Source organism: Clostridium carnis (assembly GCF_054657435.1).
Genome location: NZ_BAAHYS010000001.1, coordinates 1553966 through 1571348, shown reverse-complemented (window position 1 = coordinate 1571348; position 17383 = coordinate 1553966). Strand labels below are relative to the sequence as shown.

The following is a 17383-nucleotide window of genomic DNA, read 5'->3' as shown; positions in this document are numbered from 1 at the left end:
AGCAATTAAGCTTTAACTGCATTTCTTATTACTACTGTACCTTTGTTAGGTCCTGGGATACCACCCTTTATTAGTATTAAGTTCTTTTCAGCTATAACCTTAACTACTTCTAAGTTTAATACTGTTGTGTTAACAGCACCCATATGTCCTGGCATATTCTTGTTTTTGAAAGTTCTTGATGGATCTGATGAAGCTCCCATTGAACCAACGGCTCTGTGGAACTTAGAACCATGAGTCATAGGTCCTCTATTAGCATTCCATCTCTTGATAACACCTTGGAATCCCTTACCTTTAGAAACTCCTGATACATCAACTTTATCTCCAGCTACAAATATTTCAGCTTTGATTTCTTGACCAACTTCATAAGTTGAGCAATCTTCTAATCTGAATTCTTTTAGCTTTCTCTTTAAAGATACACCAGCCTTAGCAAAATGTCCTTTCTTTGGCTTGTTAACAAGCTTTTCTCTTACATCGCCGAAACCTACTTGTATTGCTTCATAACCATCCTTTTCGATAGTCTTCTTTTGAACAACAACACATGGGCTAGCTTCTACTACTGTTACTGGAACAACTTTACCATTTTCATCAAATATTTGAGTCATTCCTATTTTCTTTCCTAATATAGCTTTTTTCATGTATTTACACCTCCTAAACGTATTAGCGGATTACTTTGTAATCATAACCGTTCAAACTGTTTATTTAATAATAGCTACTACTATAGCTTAATTTCGATATCAACACCTGCTGGTAAGTTTAATCTCATTAAAGCATCAACTGTCTTAGGTGATGGATTAACTATGTCGATTAATCTCTTATGTGTTCTGATTTCGAATTGTTCTCTGGAATCTTTGTACTTATGAACAGCTCTTAATATAGTAACAACGTCCTTTTCAGTTGGTAGTGGTACTGGACCTGCAACCTTAGCACCTGTTGACTTTGCTGTTTCAACAATCTTTTCAGCTGATTGATCTAATATTGTGTGATCAAAAGCCTTTAATCTGATTCTTATTTTTTGTTTTGACATCTTGGTTTCCCTCCTTTTCATGTACGCTTTACTTCTAACGCACAACAGCGGATGTTCTATAAACTGTTCCTGGTGTTTCATAATAAAACACGCATTTCTATAAAACCCCTGTCGTTGGATTCTAGATCCTAACATACTCATCAAGAATTAACCCGGAAGTCCGGCAACCTCTTGATTCATCGCTGTTTGCTATACAACTTCTTTATTATACTATCTTTAATAAGTCTTTTCAAGACTTTTTTTTAGCCTTTTTAAAACTTTTTAAAAGCTAATTTTCGTAAACTTTTTTAAATATTTTTTTCAATAAATATATTTTATATTTCTTTTTAATTTTAATCAATATTTTTTTTCTTGTAATTTTTGGTGCCACAAACGCGAATATTATTATTATTCCCTATTTACAATATGTTAAACATTTTCAATATTTTAATTAACTTAATATTATTTTTTTATCTTATTATAAAAAAAAGAGCGAAGGCGTCCCCCCACTCTTTTTTCAGTGATCACATTTAGCGCTATTTATATTTAAAATAAAATTGTTCTAATTTAATCAAATTATTCGATTATGCTAGTAACAACTCCTGAACCTACAGTTCTTCCACCTTCTCTGATAGCGAATCTTAATCCTTCATCCATCGCTACTTGAGTTATTAATTCAACGTTCATGTCGATGTGGTCTCCTGGCATAACCATTTCCATTCCATCTGGTAACTTGATTGATCCTGTTACGTCTGTTGTTCTGAAGTAGAATTGTGGTCTGTATCCATCGAAGAATGGAGTATGTCTACCACCTTCTTCTTTCTTAAGTACGTATACTTGACCTACGAACTTGCTGTGTGGCTTAACTGATCCAACTTTTGATAATACTTGACCTCTTTCGATATCAGTTCTTTGAACTCCTCTTAAAAGAACTCCAACGTTATCTCCAGCTTGCGCTTCGTCTAGTAACTTTCTGAACATTTCTATTCCTGTTACTACTACTTTTCTGCTTTCTTCTGATAATCCAACGATTTCTACTTCGTCTCCTACGTGAAGAACTCCTCTTTCAACTCTTCCTGTTGCAACTGTTCCTCTACCAGTGATTGTGAATACATCTTCTACTGGCATTAAGAATGGCTTATCTGTTGCTCTTTCTGGAGTTGGGATGTAGCTGTCTACTGCTGCCATTAATTCCATTATTGGAGCAATTGCTTTTTCATCTGTTGGGTTTTCTAATGCTACTAAAGCTGATCCCTTTATTACTGGAATATCATCTCCTGGGAAGTTGTATTCTGATAATAATTCTCTAACTTCCATTTCAACTAATTCTAATAACTCTTCATCATCTACCATATCTGCTTTGTTTAAGAATACAACGATATAGTCAACACCTACTCTTGATGCAAGTAGTATATGCTCTCTTGTTTGAGGCATTGGACCATCTGCTGCTGAACAAACTAGGATTGCTCCATCCATTTGTGCTGCTCCTGTGATCATGTTCTTAACATAGTCAGCATGTCCTGGACAGTCAACGTGAGCATAGTGTCTGTTTTCTGTTTCATACTCAACGTGTGCTGTATTGATTGTGATTCCTCTTTCTTTTTCTTCTGGAGCCTTATCTATATCTGCATAGTTAAAAGCTTCTGCATAACCCTTATTTGCTAATACTGTTGTTATAGCTGCTGTTAATGTTGTCTTACCGTGGTCTACGTGACCAATTGTTCCAATATTTACGTGTGGTTTACTTCTTTCGAATTTTTGCTTTGCCATTGTAAATTCCTCCTTTATGGAAATTAATTTTATAAATATTCTTAGTTATTATATCTAATTTAAGTTTTCTTTTCTATACTTATGTGAACTTTTACTTGTATCTATAATAAAATAATTATTCACATTTTGATATTATTACTCACATTTAATATGAGTAATAATATCTTAATTTATAACTAATAGTGAATTACTTTTCACCCTTTATTTTTTCTTGAATGCTCTTTGGAACTTCTTCAAAATGATCAAATACCATTGAATAAGTACCTCTACCTTGAGTTCTTGATCTTAAAGTAGTTGCATATCCAAACATTTCTGATAGTGGAACGAATGATCTGATAATTTGAGCTCCATTAACAGCTTCCATACCTTCAATTCTTCCTCTTCTTGAGTTGATGTCTCCCATTACGTCTCCCATGTATTCTTCTGGAACTGTAACTTCAACTTTCATCATTGGTTCAAGTAAAACTGGATCTGCTTTAGACATAGCATTTTTAAATGCCATAGAACCGGCAATCTTGAAGGCCATTTCTGATGAATCGACATCATGGTATGATCCGTGAACTACTTTAACTTTGAAGTTAATAGTTTCATAACCAGCTATGATACCGTTCTTTGCTGCTTCTTGGATACCAGCATCAATTGCAGGTATATATTCTCTTGGAATAGCTCCCCCAACAACAGCATTTTCAAATGTGTATTCACCTTCAGTAGGTTCCATTTCAATTACACAGTGACCGTATTGACCCTTACCACCTGATTGCTTAGCATACTTAGCTTCAGCCTTAACAGCTTTTCTAATTGTTTCCTTATAAGCAACTTGAGGTGCACCAACGTTACACTCAACTTTGAATTCTCTAGTTAATCTATCAACGATGATTTCTAAGTGAAGCTCACCCATACCAGCGATGATTGTTTGACCAGTTTCTTGATCAGTATAAGTTTTGAAAGTTGGATCTTCTTCAGCAAGCTTAGCTAACGCTAATCCCATCTTTTCTTGACCAGCTTTTGTCTTTGGCTCAATCGCTACAGATATAACTGGTTCTGGGAATTCCATTGCTTCTAGGATTATTGGTGAACTTTCTACACAAAGAGTATCCCCTGTAGTAGTGTTCTTTAATCCTATGATAGCTCCTAATTCACCTGCTTCTAATGCTTCTACTTCTTCTCTTGAGTTAGCATGCATCTTAACAAGTCTTCCTATTCTTTCTTTCTTACCCTTAGTTGAATTTAATACATATGATCCACTTTGCATAACACCTGAATATATTCTTGTGAAAGCAAGCTTACCAACGAATGGGTCAGTTGCTATTTTAAATGCTAAAGCTGACATTGGAGCTTCATCTGAAGCTTCTCTTGAATCTTCTTCACCTTCTAATGTCATTCCTTTAACAGCTGGTATATCTAATGGTGATGGTAAGAATGCAACAACTCCATCAATCATTTGTTGAACACCCTTATTTTTGTAAGATGAACCACAAATACATGGAACTATTTCATTAGCTATAGTAGCTTTTCTTAATCCAGTAATTAACTCTTCTTCAGTTAATTCTTCACCTTCAAGATATTTTTCCATTAATTCTTCATTAGTTTCAGCTATTGATTCTATAAGAGCCATTCTATACTCTTCAGCTTGATCAGCTAAGTCAGCTGGAATTTCTTCAGTTCTAACATCTTTTCCTAAATCATCGTAGAACATTATAGCTTTATTAGTTATTAAGTCTACCATTCCTTTAAATTGATCTTCTGAACCTATTGGGATTTGTATTGGAACAGCATTAGCTTTTAATCTATCTCTTACAGTGTTTATACATCTAAAGAAGTCTGCACCTGTAGCATCCATCTTGTTAACATATATCATTCTTGGAACACCATATTTGTCTGCCTGTCTCCATACTGTTTCTGTTTGAGGTTCAACCCCACTCTTTGCATCAAGAACTGTTACAGCACCATCTAGAACTCTTAAAGATCTTTCAACCTCAACTGTGAAATCTACGTGTCCTGGAGTATCGATGATGTTTAATTCATGTCCTTGCCATGCACATGTAGTTGCAGCAGAAGTAATTGTTATACCTCTTTCTTGTTCTTGAACCATCCAGTCCATTGTTGCTGCACCTTCGTGAACTTCTCCTATTTTATGGCTTCTACCTGTGTAGAATAATATACGCTCAGTAGTTGTAGTCTTACCAGCATCTATATGAGCCATAATTCCGAAATTACGGAATTTTTCTAATGGATATTTTCTAGCCATTTGTATTTCCTCCTCTCAACGAGTAATTTTAAATTCGACAAAACTGTTTTGGCAAAAGCCAAAACAGTTTGTTTATTAGTATCTGTAGTGAGCAAATGCTTTGTTTGCTTCAGCCATCTTGTGAGTATCTTCTCTCTTCTTAACAGCTGCTCCAGTATTGTTAGCTGCATCTAATAATTCTCCAGCTAATCTTTGAGCCATTAACTTTTCGCCTCTTTTTCTTGAAGCATCAAGAATCCATCTTAATCCTAAAGTCTGTCTTCTTTCTGGTCTTACTTCTATCGGAACTTGGTAGTTAGCTCCACCTATTCTTCTAGCTTTAACTTCTAATAAAGGCATTACATTGTTCATAGCTTCTTCAAATACTTCTAAAGCATCTTTGCCTGTTTTTTGCGCCATCATTTCAAATGCATCGTAGCATATTTTTTGCGCTACTCCTTTTTTACCATCTTCCATTACATTGTTTATTAACTTTGTAACAACCTTTGAGTTGTACATTGGATCTGGTAATACATCTCTCTTTGCGATATGTCCTTTTCTTGGCACTTTTCTTCCCTCCTTAACATGATAATTTAAGTTCATTGGTACTCGGTAATCTTTGTTACCGCAAAGTGCTTCGCTTCTTCATCTATATAAACTTAATTTATAAATCTATGTAAATGCTGAAGACAAGCACTGGTGTAGTTTAAACTACTTTTTTGCCTTCGGCTTTTTAGCACCGTACTTTGATCTTCCTTGCATTCTGTTAGCTACTCCAGCACAATCAAGTGCTCCTCTTACGATATGGTATCTAACACCAGGAAGGTCCTTAACTCTACCACCTCTTATAAGAACAACACTATGCTCTTGTAAGTTGTGTCCCATACCACCAATGTATGCAGTTACTTCGAATCCATTTGTAAGTCTTACTCTTGCAATTTTTCTTAAAGCTGAGTTAGGCTTCTTTGGAGTTGTTGTTTTAACAACAGTACAAACTCCTCTTCTTTGTGGACACTCATTAAGTGCTGGTGCTGTTGACTTGTTGATAACAGTTTTTCTGCCTTTTCTTACTAATTGGCTAATAGTTGGCATTTTTTCACCTCCTGAAAATTTTTTTATCTATTTAATATTTAAGATAAAAGCTTTTTAATTACTCAAGCATTAATGTAGCAGCGCATTTAACGCTTATCCCACATAATTTGCCGAGTTCCTTCATGGTATCTATTGTGATAACCTTGATTTTCTTCTCAATAGCCAATTCAACCACTGGCTTAACTAGACTATTTTCTGCATCTTTAGCTACATATAAAACAACACCCTCATCATTTATTAATGATCTATAAGATTGCTTTATTCCAATTACCTTTTTTCCTACTAGTCTGTCTATCATGAAGCCCTCCTTATATAAAGTTCATAGAGGCATAAGTTCATGACTTTGCCTCCATGAAATCATGTAGACAATTATACTGTAGTGTAGCTTTCAAAATCACACAATTCGTATTTTATCATTTAAGCATACACATGTCAATAAAATTGCAATGTATTATTCAATTGTATCTAAAGCTTCTTCTTCTTCTACAACATCCTCTACATCAAGCTTTACGTTTCTATATCTCATCATTCCAGTACCTGCTGGAATTAACTTACCAATAATAACATTTTCTTTCAGACCAACTAATGGATCTATTTTTCCTTTGATAGCAGCTTCTGTAAGAACTCTTGTTGTTTCTTGGAAAGATGCAGCTGATAAGAAACTATCAGTAGCTAACGCAGCCTTAGTAATACCAAGTAACGCTGTTTCACCTTTCGCTTCTTCTCCACCAAATTCTCTTACTCTTTCATTTTCAGCTTCAAAGTCAAACATATCTATCATTGTTCCTGGAAGTAACTCAGTATCTCCTGATTCTAAAACTTTTACTTTTCTAGTCATTTGTCTTACAACTACTTCTAAATGCTTATCATTGATATCAACACCTTGAAGTCTATAAACTTTTTGAACTTCTGAAAGTAAATATCTTCTAGCTCCATCAACACCTTTGATTGCCATTATATCATGTGGATTTACTGAACCTTCAGTAATTTCATCCCCAGCTTCAATGAAATCATCATTTGAAACTTTTAATCTTGAACCAAATGGTATTTCGTAACTACGTTCTTCTCCATCAGCAGACATTACAAATACTGTTCTCTTCTTCTTTGTTTCTTCAACTCTTACAGTACCTGTTATTTCACTTACTATTGCTAATCCCTTAGGTTTTCTAGCTTCGAATAATTCCTCAACTCTAGGAAGACCTTGAGTGATATCTGCTCCAACAACTCCACCAGTATGGAATGTTCTCATTGTAAGCTGTGTACCAGGTTCTCCGATTGATTGAGCTGCTATTATACCAACAGCTTCTCCAATGTTAATCTTTTTAGCAGTAGCCATGTTCATACCATAACACTTAGAGCATACTCCAATCTTACAGCTACATGTAAATACTGATCTAATCTTAACTTTTTTAACTCCTGCTGCTGCAACTCTTTCAGCAACATCTAACTCCATGTATTCATCAGCTGGCACCATAACTTCTCCTGTTTCAGGATGTATTATTTCTTCAGCTGTATATCTTCCATGAAGTCTTTCAGCTAATCCTTCGATTGCCTCATTTCCTTCTTTAATTTCTGAAACATAGATACCCCTATCAGTTCCACAATCTATTTCCCTTACGATAACATCTTGTGATACGTCAACAAGTCTTCTTGTTAAGTAACCTGAGTCAGCTGTTTTTAGTGCTGTATCGGCATTACCTTTTCTAGCTCCATGAGTAGATATGAAGTATTCTAGAACTTCAAGACCTTCTCTAAAGGAAGCTCTGATTGGTAATTCTATGATTTTACCTGTTGGACTCGCCATCAGACCTCTCATACCTGCAAGTTGCTTAATTTGTGACTTAGATCCTCTGGCTCCAGAATCTGCCATCATGAATATAGGGTTGAATTTGTCAAGACTTTCCATTAAGGCATCTGCAACTTCTTCAGTTGTCTTAGTCCATTTTTCAATAACTCTTTCATATCTTTCTTCTTCTGATATGAACCCTCTTTTATACATTTTTTCTATCTTATCAACAGTTTCATCTGCATCTTTTAATAGAGCATATTTAGCTTCTGGTACTATCATATCTGAAGCTGCAACTGTTACGGCTCCAATTGATGAATAGTGATATCCTAAAGCTTTAATTTTATCTAGCATTATAGATGTATTAGTTGGTCCATGAACCGCATAACATTTATCTATAATTTTTCCTAATGACTTCTTAGTTATTAGGAAATCAACTTCTAGATTAAACATTTCATCTTCTTTATTTCTATCTACAAAACCTAAATCTTGTGGAATTGATTCATTAAAGATTAATTTACCAACTGTTGTTTTAATTATACCTGATTTAATTTCTCCATTTACTTCTCTAAACATTCTTACACTAATTAGCGCATGAATTGCTATAGCTCCAACTTGGTATGCCATAATAGCTTCGTCTTTTGAAGCAAATACTTTTCCTTCACCTTTAGCTCCATCTTTATCCATTGTCATATAGTATGAACCTAAAACCATATCTTGCGTAGGTACACAAACTGGCTTACCATCTGAAGGTTTCATTATGTTTCCAGCTGCAAGCATTAAGAATCTTGCTTCTGCTTGTGCTTCTACTGATAAAGGTACGTGAACAGCCATTTGGTCACCATCGAAGTCAGCATTGTATGCTGTACATACTAATGGATGTAGCTTTATCGCTCTACCTTCAACAAGTACTGGTTGGAATGCTTGAATTCCAAGTCTGTGTAGAGTAGGTGCACGGTTTAATAAAACTGGATGATCTGCAATAACTTCTTCAAGTACATCCCATACTTGATGATTTACTCTTTCAACCATTCTTTTTGCACTCTTTATGTTATGTGCAACACCATCTTCTACTAATTTCTTCATTACAAAAGGCTTAAATAATTCTAAAGCCATTTCTTTAGGAAGACCACATTGGTACATTTTTAATTCTGGACCAACAACGATAACTGATCTACCTGAGTAGTCAACTCTCTTACCAAGTAAGTTTTGTCTAAATCTACCTTGCTTACCTTTAAGCATATCTGATAAAGACTTAAGAGGTCTATTTCCAGGACCAGTAACTGGTCTTCCTCTTCTACCATTATCAATAAGAGCATCTACTGCTTCTTGTAACATTCTTTTTTCATTTCTAACGATTATATCTGGAGCTCCTAAATCTAATAACTTCTTTAATCTGTTATTTCTATTTATAACTCTTCTATATAAATCATTTAAATCTGAAGTGGCAAATCTTCCACCATCTAATTGAACCATAGGTCTTAAATCAGGTGGAATTACAGGAATTACATTTATAACCATCCATCTTGGATCATTACCTGACTTTCTGAATGATTCTACAACTTCTAATCTTCTTATGATTCTTACTTTCTTTTGACCTGTGCTTGTTTTTAATTCTTCTTTTAAGTCTCTTGATTGACCTTCTAAATCAATTTCACCTAAAAGATCTTGAATAGCTTCAGCACCCATTCCAGCCACAAAGCTTTCATCACCATATTTATCTACAGCTTCTCTATATTCTTTTTCATTTAAAAGCTGTTTCTTTAATAACGGAGTTTCTTTAGGGTCTATAACAATATATGACGCAAAGTATAAAACTTTCTCTAAAGCTCTTGGTGACATATCCATAAGTAATCCCATTCTTGATGGAATTCCTTTAAAGTACCAAATATGAGATACTGGGGCAGCCAGTTCTATATGCCCCATTCTTTCTCTTCTTACCTTAGCCTTTGTAACCTCTACTCCACATCTGTCACAAACTATTCCCTTATATCTTACTCTCTTGTACTTACCACAATGACATTCCCAGTCCTTGATTGGTCCAAAAATTCTTTCGCAGAATAAACCATCTCTTTCTGGTTTTAAAGTTCTATAGTTTATTGTTTCAGGTTTCTTAACTTCACCTCTAGACCATTCTCTAATCTGACTTGGAGAAGCTAAACCAATTTGTATAGCATCAAAATTATTCAATTCAAACAAGGGTATATCCTCCCTTCAATTTTAGTGTTCATCATTTACAAAATCATCAAGTTCTAAATCTTCTTCATGGAATCCATCTAATGGGAAGTTTTCAAATTCAACTTCTTCTTCCATTTCTTCATCAGTTGATGTATAACTATCATCAACATTAACTTCTTCTGGTACAACTTCTTCTGTACCTTCTATATTAACTTCTAAGTCTTCCATTTCTTCTTCAGCAAACTCTTTTAGTTTAACTTCTTGATTCTCATCATTTAATACTTTAACGTCTAAACATAAAGCTTGAAGTTCTTTAATTAGAACCTTAAATGATTCTGGAACTCCTGGTTCAGGTATATTTTCACCCTTGACAATAGCTTCATATGTTTTAACTCTACCAACAACATCATCTGACTTAACAGTTAATATTTCTTGTAGTGTATGAGCTGCACCATATGCTTCTAATGCCCAAACTTCCATTTCACCGAATCTTTGACCTCCAAATTGAGCTTTACCTCCAAGTGGTTGTTGAGTTACTAATGAGTATGGTCCTGTTGATCTAGCATGAATCTTATCATCAACTAAGTGAGCAAGTTTTAAGATATACATTATACCCACTGTTACTGTATTATCAAAAGCTTCACCTGTTCTTCCATCATATAACACTGTTTTTCCATTTGCATTATATCCAGCTTTTTCAAGACATGCTTCAATATCATTTTCAGTTGCACCATCAAATACAGGCGTAGCTATATGCCATCCTAATTGACTTGCAGCCCAACCTAAGTGAACTTCAAGAACCTGACCTATATTCATACGTGATGGAACCCCTAGTGGATTTAAGCATATTTGTAGTGGTCTTCCATCTGGTAAGAATGGCATATCTTCTTCTGGTAATACTCTAGAGATAACCCCTTTATTACCATGACGTCCTGCCATTTTATCCCCTACAGATATCTTTCTCTTTTGAGCTATATAACATCTTACAAGTTCGTTAACTCCTGGATTTAAATCATCACCGTTTTCTCTAGTAAATACTTTAACATCTACTATAATACCAGCTTCTCCATGAGGAACTCTTAAAGATGTATCTCTAACTTCTCTTGCTTTTTCTCCAAAGATAGCTCTTAATAATCTTTCTTCAGCAGTTAATTCAGTTTCACCCTTTGGTGTAACTTTACCAACAAGTATATCTCCTGATCTTACCTCAGCACCAATTCTGATTATTCCTCTATCATCTATATCTTTTAGAGCATCTTCACTTACGTTTGGAATGTCTCTAGTTATTTCTTCTGGTCCTAGTTTCGTATCTCTAGCTTCACATTCATATTCTTCTATATGAATAGAAGTAAAGACATCTTCTCTAACTAATTCTTCTGAAATTAGCATGGCATCTTCATAGTTATAACCTTCCCAAGTTATGAATCCCATTCTGATATTCTTACCTAATGCTATTTCCCCTAAATCAGTTGATGGACCATCTGCTAATACTTGATTCTTAAATACAATTTCACCCTTATCAACTAAAGGTCTTTGATTTATACAAGTACCTTGGTTACTTCTCTTAAATTTAAGAAGCTTGTAAGTATCTATTCCACCATCTAATTCTCTCTTTACTCTAATTTCATTAGAGCTTACATATACTACAGTACCAGCATTTTTTGCCTTAGGAAGAACTCCTGAGTCTGCCGCTGCTTTATATTCTATTCCTGTACCTACTACTGGTGCTTGTGGCTTTAATAGTGGCACAGCTTGACGTTGCATGTTTGAACCCATTAGTGCTCTTGATGCATCATCATTTTCAAGGAAAGGTATCATAGCTGTTGCAACTGAAACTATTTGTCTTGGTGATACATCAATCAAGTCAACTTCTTCAGAGTTTACAACCAATACTTCATGCATATATCTAACAGTAACTCTGCTATCAACGAACTTTCTATCTTCACCAATAGGTTCCTTAGCTTGAGCTACTAGATATTGATCTTCCTCATCAGCAGTAAAGTATCTAATTTCATCAGTTATTATTCCTTTTTCCTTATCTATAACTCTATATGGAGTTTCTATAAATCCATATTCATTAACTTTTGCATAAGTAGCTAAAGAGTTAATTAGACCTATATTAGGACCTTCCGGTGTTTCTATAGGACACATTCTACCATAATGAGAGTGGTGAACGTCTCTCACTTCAAAACCAGCTCTTTCTCTTGAAAGACCTCCTGGTCCTAAAGCTGATAATCTTCTCTTATGAGTTAATTCTGATAATGGATTCGTTTGATCCATGAATTGTGATAATTGTGAACTACCAAAGAATTCTTTAATAGCTGCAGCAACTGGTCTTATATTTATTAACATCTGAGGCGTTATTGCTTCTTGATCTTGAATAGTCATTCTTTCTTTAACTACTCTTTCCATTCTTGATAAACCAATTCTAAATTGATTTTGTAATAACTCACCTACTGATCTTAATCTTCTATTACCTAAGTGATCAATATCATCTACATAACCTACTGAATAAGGTAAACCTAATTCGTAGCTTATAGTTGCAAATATATCATCTCTAATTATATGTTTAGGAATTAATCTATTTATATTTTTCTTGATTTCTTCCTTTATAGTTGCTTCATCATCAAAATTATCTAATATTTCTTTTAATGTAGGATAATGAACTAATTCTCTTATATTTAGATCCTCTACATTAAATGAAACATTTTTAGCAATATCAACAAAATGGTTACCTATAACTCTAACTATTCTATCTTCTACTAAAATGTCAACTGAGTTAATACCTATATTTTGAATTTCTTCTGCTAAAGTCCTGCTAATCTTTTCACCTTGTTCTACCATAATTTCTCCTGTTTGAGGATTAACTATGTCAACCGCAGCTACTTGATTAACTAATCTTAGATTTAATGCTAATTTTTTATTAAACTTATATCTACCAACTCTTGATAAATCATATCTTTTAGCATCAAAGAATAATGAATCTATAAGAGATACAGCACTATCAACTGTTGGCGGTTCGCCTGGTCTTAATCTCTTATATATTTCTAATAAACCTTCTTCTTTTGTCTTTGTGTTGTCTTTCTCAATTGTAGCCTTAAATCTTTCATCTTCACCGAAATAGTCTAAAAGCTCTTGGTCACTACCAAAGCCCATAGCTCTACCTAATATAGATATAGGAAGCTTTCTTGTTTTATCTATTCTTACATAAATAATATCGTTAGAATCTGTTTCATATTCTAACCATGCTCCTCTATTTGGTATTACTGTTGATGAATAAAGCTTTTTACCTGTCTTATCAACACTATAATTGTAATAAACGCCTGGTGATCTTACTAATTGACTTACAATAACTCTTTCAGCACCATTGATGATGAAAGTACCTTGTTCTGTCATTAATGGGAAATCACCCATAAATACTTCTTGTTCTTTAATTTCGCCTGTTTCATTGTTTTGTAATCTCACTGAAACTTTTAATGGTGCAGCATAAGTGGCGTCTCTTTCCTTACACTCTTCCACTGAATACTTAATATTATCCATATCAAGCTTGTAATCAACGAATTCAAGTACTAGATTACCCGTGAAGTTTGTTATTGGATTAACATCATTAAATACTTCATGAAGTCCCTCTTTTAAAAACCACTGGTAGGAATCTAATTGTACTTCAATAAGATTTGGCATATCAGTTACATCTTTAACTTTACCAAAACTCATTCTAGTTCTTTTTCCGACTTGGACAGGATGTACCATGAATTTTCACCCCTTGTATAAAACTAAAATAACCAAAAGCATAATTTCCCTAAGGACTTTCGCTTTCGGACAGCATCACTTATTAGTATAACCAACTTTTTGTTTAATTATACATTTTTTTCATATGAATATATACGTATCCATATTGAATAGTACATTTAATGATGGTATCACAATATTATTTCATTGTCAATATTTTTTTACCGCATAGTATACTATTCATTTTAAATAATATTCCTAATTAACTATATAATCTTATAAAATTATAAAATTATAAAACTATATAAAGTATCCCAGGAATCTGATATTTTATATAGTTTCATTTAGACAATTAAAAAGGTGCCTTTACAGCACCTTTTTATTTTAAAGTTAAAATTACTTAACTTCTACTTCAGCTCCAACTTCAGCTAATTTAGCTTTCATGTCTTCAGCTTCTTCTTTTGATACAGCTTCTTTTAATGTCTTAGGAGCTCCATCAACTATTTCCTTAGCTTCCTTTAATCCTAATCCAGTTAATTCTCTAACTACTTTTATAACTTTGATCTTTTGTGATCCAGCGTTAGCTAAAACTACATCAAATTCAGTTTTTTCTTCTGCAGCAGCACCAGCTCCTGCAACAGCACCTGCAACAGCAACTGGAGCAGCAGCGCTAACACCAAATTCCTCTTCGCAAGCTGTTACTAGTTCGTTTAATTCTAAAACAGTCATTTCTTTTATAGCTTGAATTATATCTTCTCTTGTCATAATAATTGCACCTCCAAATTTTTATCAGTTATTATTCAGCTGATTCTGATTCTTTTTTTTCTTTAATTGCATTTAATAAATATGCAAGGTTTGATAATGGAGCCTTGAAGCTTCCAAGAAGTTTTGCAATAAGAACTTCTTTTGATGGTATTGTAGCAAGTTTTTCAACTTGTTCCTTAGTGTAGATAGTACCATCTACTATACCAGCTTTTAATTCTAATTTCTTATGATCCTTAGCAAATGTATGTAATACTCTTGCTGGAGCAGTAGCATCTTCATATCCGAATGCTATAGAAACTGGTCCTTCTAAGTATTCTGCAACACCTTCGATACCTAATTCTTTAGCAGCTAATGTTACTAAGCTATTCTTGTAAACTTTGTATTCAACACCAGCTTCTCTTAGAGTTTTTCTTAGAGCTGTATCTTCTTCAACTGTTAAACCTTGGTAATCTGCTAAAACAACAGCTTGAGCTTTTTCTAGCTTTTCTTTTATTTCAGCTACCTTAGCTTCTTTAATTTGTCTATTCTTGTTCATTACTGTGTGTCCACCTCCTCACAGTCTTTTAACTGCAAATTTATATTAAGAAAGGCCTTCCCATTGACATAGGAAGACCAAATAATCACTTACCTTGGTATTCCTCGGTAGGCGATTATCTTTAAACCTTTCGGCACCTACGGTCTTTGGAAACAGTATTTTCTTTAACAACAGAGATTATTTTATAACATAATTTCTATTTTGTCAATACTATTCTAAAACTTTTGTTGGGTTAACTTTTGCTCCAGGTCCCATTGTGCTTGAAACAGATACTGATTTAACGTATTGTCCCTTAGCAGCTGCTGGTTTAGCCTTTATTAAAGCATCCATTAAAGCGTGGAAGTTTTGTTGTAACTTTTCAACACCAAATGATTTCTTTCCAATTGGGCAGTGAACGATAGCAGTTTTATCAACTCTATATTCAACCTTACCTGCTTTGATATCAGCTATTGCCTTAGCAACATCAAATGTAACTGTTCCTGATTTTGGGTTTGGCATTAATCCCTTAGGTCCTAAAACTCTACCGATTCTACCAACAACACCCATCATATCTGGTGTAGCTACAACTACATCGTAATCGAACCAGTTTTCACTTTGGATTTTTTGAACTAATTCTTCAGCTCCAACGAAGTCTGCTCCAGCTTCTTGTGCTTCCTTAGCCTTATCACCCTTAGCAAATACTAATACTCTTACAGTTCTACCAGTTCCGTTAGGAAGAACAACTGCTCCTCTAACTTGTTGGTCTGCATGTCTTGGGTCAACCCCTAATCTAACATGTAATTCTATAGTTTCATCAAACTTAGCTTTAGCAGTTTTAACAGCTAAATCTAAAGCTTCTGATGGAGTATATAAAACACTCTTATCTATTAACTTTGCGCTTTCAATATAATTCTTTCCCATAATTAGCCTCCTTTGTGGTTTTAACGGTATTTACCTCCCACTTTTTTACGAATTACTCTTCAATAGTTACTCCCATACTTCTTGCAGTACCTTCGATCATGCTCATAGCAGTTTCGATTGTTGCTGCATTAAGATCAGGCATCTTTAACTCAGCGATCTTTCTTACTTGATCCTTTGTTAATTTACCAACCTTAGTTCTGTTTGGAACTCCTGAACCACTTTCAAGTCCTAATTCTTTCTTTATAAGAACTGCTGCTGGTGGAGTCTTTAAGATAAAACTAAAAGATCTATCTTGATAAACTGTTATAACAACTGGAATTATTAATCCAGCTTGATTAGCAGTTTTTGCATTGAACTCCTTACAGAATCCCATAATGTTAACACCATGTTGACCTAATGCTGGACCAACTGGTGGTGCTGGTGTTGCCTTACCTGCAGGAAGTTGAAGTTTAATCATTCCTGTTACTTTCTTAGCCATGTATTATTCCTCCTATACTGTGGTAATACGGACCTTTAGTCCTCCCACTTTATTAAAACATTAGCTTATAATTAATTATTAAACTAATTTTTCAACTTGTGTAAATTCTAATTCAGCTAGAGTTTCTCTACCGAACATGTCAATTAACGCTTTTATTTTGCGCTTTTCTAAATTTATTTCTTGGATAGTCGCTACGAATTCTCTTAGCGGTCCTGAAATAACTCTTATGCTTTCGCCTACCTCTAAGTCTATATCAATTGGTGTTTCTACAACTCCCATTGATTCGATTTCTTCATCAGTAAGCGGTACTGGTTTAGAAGCTGGACCAACAAATCCTGTTACTCCTCTTGTGTTTCTAACCACATACCATGACTCATCAGTCATCAGCATTTTTACTAACACATATCCAGGGAACTTCTTTTTTAGAGAAATCTTTTGTTTCCCATCTTTTTCTTCTATAACTTCCTCCATAGGAACTTGAATATCCTGAAGTAAGTTTTGAAGATTTCTATTTTCGATGGTCTTCTCAAGATTTGCTTTAACTTTGTTCTCGTAGCCTGAGTATGTGTGTACAACATACCATCTTGCTCTTTCGCTCATATTTTCTTATAGGTGAAAGGATATCACCTAAACCTCCTTACTTTAGTTTAAAGATGAATTCAAAGAGGTTTTGAAAAATATAATCAAACCCGCCAACTAATACAACATATATTAGAACGACTACGCCAACTGCAATTAACGCTTTTTTAGTGTCATTTTTAGAAGGCCAAGTTATCCTTTTAACTTCTGCCTTAACCTCTCTAAAAAACTTAAATATGCCACCTTTTACAGGTGTGTTTTTAGTTAAATTCACATTTTCCTTAACGGCCATTACTTCACATCCTTAATCTTTGTGAGTATGTGTCATTACTATATCAGCT

Annotated in this window: 15 protein-coding genes and 1 other annotated feature; all 15 genes read right to left on the bottom strand. The window is 34.2% G+C overall.

What is annotated here, in order from left to right; translation table 11 throughout:
• Positions 1–5 precede the first annotated feature (5 nt).
• Positions 6–635 carry a 50S ribosomal protein L3 gene (rplC, locus tag ACYQ1T_RS07425; RefSeq protein WP_459833492.1) on the bottom strand — a complete coding sequence of 210 codons (630 nt, stop codon included), beginning with the start codon at positions 633–635 and terminating at the stop codon, positions 6–8.
• A gap of 80 nt (positions 636–715) precedes the next feature.
• Positions 716–1024, bottom strand: coding sequence for a 30S ribosomal protein S10 (gene rpsJ / locus ACYQ1T_RS07420; RefSeq protein WP_021876938.1), 309 nt, complete (start codon positions 1022–1024; stop codon positions 716–718).
• A 555-nt stretch (positions 1025–1579) separates the two neighbouring features.
• The gene (gene tuf, locus ACYQ1T_RS07415) at positions 1580–2773 is read right to left on the bottom strand and encodes an elongation factor Tu (RefSeq protein ID WP_459833458.1); all 1194 of its coding nucleotides are present in this window, start codon (positions 2771–2773) and stop codon (positions 1580–1582) included.
• A 187-nt stretch (positions 2774–2960) separates the two neighbouring features.
• Positions 2961–5021, bottom strand: coding sequence for an elongation factor G (gene fusA, locus ACYQ1T_RS07410; RefSeq protein WP_459833489.1), 2061 nt, complete (start codon positions 5019–5021; stop codon positions 2961–2963).
• A gap of 75 nt (positions 5022–5096) precedes the next feature.
• Complete coding sequence (gene rpsG / locus ACYQ1T_RS07405; RefSeq protein WP_459833486.1) at positions 5097–5567, bottom strand: 30S ribosomal protein S7; 471 nt, start codon at positions 5565–5567, stop codon at positions 5097–5099.
• Positions 5568–5711: 144 nt separating this feature from the next.
• Entirely contained in the window at positions 5712–6092 is a 381-nt protein-coding gene (gene rpsL / locus ACYQ1T_RS07400; protein WP_459833483.1) for a 30S ribosomal protein S12, read from the bottom strand.
• Between the two features lie 58 nt (positions 6093–6150).
• The gene (locus ACYQ1T_RS07395; protein WP_459833481.1) at positions 6151–6390 is read right to left on the bottom strand and encodes a ribosomal L7Ae/L30e/S12e/Gadd45 family protein; all 240 of its coding nucleotides are present in this window, start codon (positions 6388–6390) and stop codon (positions 6151–6153) included.
• 153 nt (positions 6391–6543) lie between these two features.
• Positions 6544–10077: a DNA-directed RNA polymerase subunit beta' gene (gene rpoC, locus ACYQ1T_RS07390; protein ID WP_459833479.1), complete on the bottom strand. Its 3534-nt coding sequence runs from the start codon at positions 10075–10077 to the stop codon at positions 6544–6546.
• 21 nt (positions 10078–10098) lie between these two features.
• A complete protein-coding gene (rpoB, locus tag ACYQ1T_RS07385; RefSeq protein WP_459833477.1) occupies positions 10099–13806 on the bottom strand; it encodes a DNA-directed RNA polymerase subunit beta in 3708 nt (1235 codons plus the stop codon).
• A 375-nt stretch (positions 13807–14181) separates the two neighbouring features.
• On the bottom strand, positions 14182–14550 hold the full coding sequence (gene rplL, locus ACYQ1T_RS07380; protein ID WP_459833475.1) for a 50S ribosomal protein L7/L12: 369 nt from the start codon (positions 14548–14550) through the stop codon (positions 14182–14184).
• 31 nt (positions 14551–14581) lie between these two features.
• Positions 14582–15085, bottom strand: a complete 504-nt coding sequence (rplJ, locus tag ACYQ1T_RS07375) for a 50S ribosomal protein L10 (protein ID WP_459833472.1) — start codon at positions 15083–15085, stop codon at positions 14582–14584.
• Positions 15086–15123: 38 nt separating this feature from the next.
• Positions 15124–15253, bottom strand: a sequence feature (ribosomal protein L10 leader region).
• 42 nt (positions 15254–15295) lie between these two features.
• A complete protein-coding gene (gene rplA, locus ACYQ1T_RS07370; protein WP_459833470.1) occupies positions 15296–15985 on the bottom strand; it encodes a 50S ribosomal protein L1 in 690 nt (229 codons plus the stop codon).
• A 52-nt stretch (positions 15986–16037) separates the two neighbouring features.
• The gene (rplK, locus tag ACYQ1T_RS07365; RefSeq protein WP_459833467.1) at positions 16038–16463 is read right to left on the bottom strand and encodes a 50S ribosomal protein L11; all 426 of its coding nucleotides are present in this window, start codon (positions 16461–16463) and stop codon (positions 16038–16040) included.
• A 78-nt stretch (positions 16464–16541) separates the two neighbouring features.
• On the bottom strand, positions 16542–17063 hold the full coding sequence (gene nusG, locus ACYQ1T_RS07360; protein WP_459833465.1) for a transcription termination/antitermination protein NusG: 522 nt from the start codon (positions 17061–17063) through the stop codon (positions 16542–16544).
• 37 nt (positions 17064–17100) lie between these two features.
• Entirely contained in the window at positions 17101–17334 is a 234-nt protein-coding gene (gene secE / locus ACYQ1T_RS07355) for a preprotein translocase subunit SecE (protein ID WP_459833462.1), read from the bottom strand.
• Positions 17335–17383 lie beyond the last annotated feature (49 nt).